Consider the following 3,879-nt stretch of genomic DNA (forward strand, 5'->3'; position numbering starts at 1 on the left):
CGGCAGCCAGAACGTGAGGCCATACTGACCGAGCACGACGCAGAAGTAGATCGACGCCATCAGCCACAGCCGATCATCGCCGATGAACGACCTGATCGACACATGGGCTACCTTGTGGGAGTTGTCATGGGCGACGTTGCGTGCGAGCAGGTCCTTCTCCGCATCGGTGAGCCACTTCGCCGACGCGATGCCGTTGTCAAGGTAGAACAGGATGGCGACGCCAAGGAACAGCGACGGCAGCGCCTCAAGCATGAACAGCCACTTCCAGCCAGCAAGGCCATGCACCCCCTGGAACGCATGCATGATCCATCCGGACAGCGGTCCACCAACAATGCCCGCAAGCGGAATTGCCATGAAGAAAAGTGAAAGTGCCTTAGCGCGCCGTGCGGCGGGAAACCAATACGTGAGGTAAAGAATGACGCCCGGTGCGAACCCTGCCTCAGCCACGCCTAACAAAAAGCGGAGAACATAAAAGGTGGTGGCCGACTCGACGAAGGCAAAGGAGGCGGAAATCACTGCCCACGTCAGCATGATGCGGGCGAGCCAATTACGTGCGCCCAGTTTGTGCAAGAGGAGATTGCTCGGCACCTCGAAGATGAAATAGCCGAGGAAGAAAATACCGGCGCCGATGCCATAGACGGTGTCGCTGAATCGCAGGTCGGAGAGCATCTGCAGCTTCGCAAAGCCCACATTGACCCGATCGAGATAAGCGCCCAGATAGCACAGCATCAGAAAAGGTATCAGGCGCCGCCCGACTTTCGCATACGTTTTTACTTCGAGGCTCGCCAATTCGGCGACCGACATGGCATCGCCCGTCACTGACGGCGAAGTGGACTTCGCATTCATGGGTGTCTCCTGCTATATCGCCCCAGGTTTCCCCCCGGGTGCGTTGACTCATCCGCCGCAGTCGCGGCGAATGTCCTTCTTAATGAATCAGCATTCCGCCGTTGACGTCGAGCGTGATGCCGGTGAGGTAAGCCGACAGGTCGCTCGTGAGGAAGAGGCAGGCATTCGCGACGTCGGTCGCGTCGCCGAGACGGCCGAGCGGAATGCCCTTGATGATGTCGGCACGCATATCGGGCGTGGGCTTGTCGCCTGTGATATCCGTCTGAATCAGGCCCGGTGTGATCGAGTTGACGCGGATGTTGTCCGCCCCGAGTTCACGCGCCATTGCGCGAGCGAGCCCAAGCACGCCTGCTTTGGCGGCGCTGTAGTGCGGGCCGCCGAAGATGCCGCCGCCGCGTTGCGCAGAAACCGACGACATGCAGACGATGCTGCCGCTCTTTTGCGCTCTCATTTGCGGAATAACCGCTTGCGACATGTAGAGCGTGCCGCGCAGGTTCACGTCGATGACCGCATCGAAGTTGTCGGCCTCAATGTCCATCGTTTTCAACGGCTGCGTAATGCCCGCATTGTTTATCAACCCGTCGATGCGGCCGTACTTCTCCAACACCGCCTTGGCCGCAGCAATGCAAGCGTCCTTGTCGGTCACATCGCAGGCAAGGCCAAGGTGAGCTTCGCCGAGATCGCTCGCAGCGCTCTTCGCGTCTTCCAGGCGAAGATCCAGAATCACCACTCGTGCGCCCTGGGCGGCAAGCGCATTTGCGGTGGCCTTGCCAATGCCGCGCGGCGAGGCTGCACCTGTGACGATTACCACTTTGCTGTCGTGCAACATGTTTTGTCTCCGTCGATCGTGTTAGTTGGTAAGCGTAGTTTCTGCGCTGCAACCATCGCGATCAATGCAGTTTGGCTCAGCCATTGCTGAAGAATTTTCAGATGTCGAGGAACGGGGAGGTTACGGACAAGTCGCTAGATGCAGTGTGGTTTATCGGTTCCCGACGTGTGGTCGTCGAGTTCCGGTTCAACCCAGGTCAGAGATTTCGCGACGCGAGCAGATCGGAGTCGTAAACGGGTAAACCATATGGTGGGCACTCACTTCAACGGCCAAGTCCGATCGAATCGCGGTACGAACGAGCCCCCGGATGGACTGAGGCGAGGTTCGTGCGCATCTCGAGTAGTTGAACAGGCGTGCTCGTTTGACGAGTGCGGCACGCCCGGTCCAGCAAGGGGTCAGGGACGCTCTAGGTCGCGGCTTTCCCTCCGCAACGAGGCTAAACCATGCGCGGGTTATCAGGGCTTCCGCAAAGTGGCGGCGCTAGCGACGCTGATACCCCTCTCCGCCGATGTTGCATAGAAATCGGTTTGACCTGCCCCTTTGTGCCAGTCGTCTATACTGTAATGTCAATGTAATATTGCGTTCGAAGTTCTGTGATGATTTTTAACCGTCAACGGCCCGGGAACGCGATCGGAGGGCGTCATTATGTTCAAGCACCTGCTTGTGCCGACAGATGGTTCCGCACTATCGGAAATGGCGATGCAGGTGGCAGTAGCCCTTGCCAAGGAAAACGGCGCACGGGTCACGAGCATTTATATGTGCGCCCATTCCATATGACAATTTATAGCGCCGAGACTGTGGGCTATACCGAGGACGAATTCCAGGCCGCCGACCGCGCGCGCGCCGATGAATACCTCGCGACCGTTAAAGACATCGCTTCCCTGGCCGGCGTTGAGTGCGACACGGTAGCGGCAAGCGGCGCGCACCCCTATGAGGCAATTCTCGATACCGCAAAACAGCGGAACTGCGATCTCATAGTCATGGCGTCTCACGGTCACGGCGGTATTCGCGGACTGCTAATCGGAAACGAGACGCAGAAGGTGCTTACGCACAGTCACTTGCCGGTCCTAGTCGTGCGGCCTCCTGCGTAGTCCGAATGCGTGACACGACGCGGTCCTCATGCATGGGGAAGCCATAGCTGTGCGCCAATCTGAAACTGGGGCGTGCATCCGTACGCGTGGCAAGCACCCACTTCGATCGTCGGCATAGTCGCCCCCTCTACGGCTGATTAATGCGCGGCGGTTTGACTCGTAGAGTGACGCCATTGACGACATTTGACGTGGCGTACTTACAGTCACGCTATGATCTAACGACGACCGACATCTGCGCCAAACCGACGCGGAATTCAAGGAATTCATGCGTGTCCCCGACCAGCAACAGCTGGTGGTTCGGAGTGAACGTCCACCGGTAGCCGCGTGATGCGTCTGATTGCGACTGGAACTTCCGGCCCATGCAGAGAACGCCGTCTCGCGCGGGGCTGCACTTGCTTATCGCGGGTGCGGCTTCACCGTTCACCTGGATACCCGAACGACAGCTACTGGGCTCGGATCAGCCATCCAGAGGTCTCGCTACGGCAGCTGGCCAGCGTCAGCTTGTGGCCCGATAGCGTTGAAAAAATCCTTTTTTCTCGCAGTAGAACCGGCTCGTGGAAAATCGACCTCTCAGGTCGCTCCATAACCGGCTCGTGGGCATCGGTTAGGGGTAAGAGGTCCCCCGAAAACTTCGCTAAAGTCCTAGTGACGGAGTTTTTCAAATGTGAGGGACTTCGCCAACCTGAAGCGGCGTTGAAGTCGCACGGCATCGAGTGCCAGGATTGAGGCGTCAGCCGTCAATCTGAACAGGAGGGGAAGTCATGGGCCAGCTTACTACCGTCGGCATCGATCTGGTAAAGAATGTGTTCGCGATCTGCGTGCTCGACGCCACGGCGCGATACGCCAACGGCGCGTGCTGTGACGCGAAGCATTTATGCGATGGGCCGAGCAGCTGTCCTCATGCCGCGTCGCAATGGAAGCCTGTGCTTCGTCAGACCACTGGGGTCGCTGGTTTGCCGCCCGTGGTCACGCGGTTCGGCTCTTTCCGGTCGAGTTCGTCAAGCCATTCAGGCCGGAGGGCAAGAACGATGCGGCTGATGCCCAAGCAATCGCCGTTGCGGCCCGGCAGCCGACGATGCGTTTTGTCGCGATCGAATCCGTCGAGCAGCAGGC

The 3,879-nt window shown here is 58.8% G+C and carries 2 protein-coding genes and 2 pseudogenes; 2 read left to right on the top strand and 2 right to left on the bottom strand.

Features of this window, described 5'->3' with window-relative positions; genetic code table 11:
• Positions 1-846 (bottom strand): MFS transporter (locus BG61_RS37830; protein ID WP_035943341.1); only part of this gene is annotated, 846 nt, incomplete at its 3' end.
• Between the two features lie 79 nt (positions 847-925).
• Positions 926-1,675, bottom strand: coding sequence for an SDR family NAD(P)-dependent oxidoreductase (locus tag BG61_RS37835; RefSeq protein WP_035943343.1), 750 nt, complete (start codon positions 1,673-1,675; stop codon positions 926-928).
• A 645-nt stretch (positions 1,676-2,320) separates the two neighbouring features.
• Between BG61_RS37835 and BG61_RS37840 the strand changes: the two are divergent.
• Both BG61_RS37840 and BG61_RS44590 read left to right on the top strand, forming a co-directional pair.
• Positions 2,321-2,766: pseudogene (locus BG61_RS37840) on the top strand (universal stress protein).
• 907 nt (positions 2,767-3,673) lie between these two features.
• Positions 3,674-3,879 (top strand): annotated as a pseudogene (locus BG61_RS44590) (IS110 family transposase); the annotation flags it as partial.

It is taken from the genome of Caballeronia glathei (genome assembly GCF_000698595.1).
Classification (GTDB): Bacteria; Pseudomonadota; Gammaproteobacteria; order Burkholderiales; family Burkholderiaceae; genus Caballeronia; species Caballeronia glathei.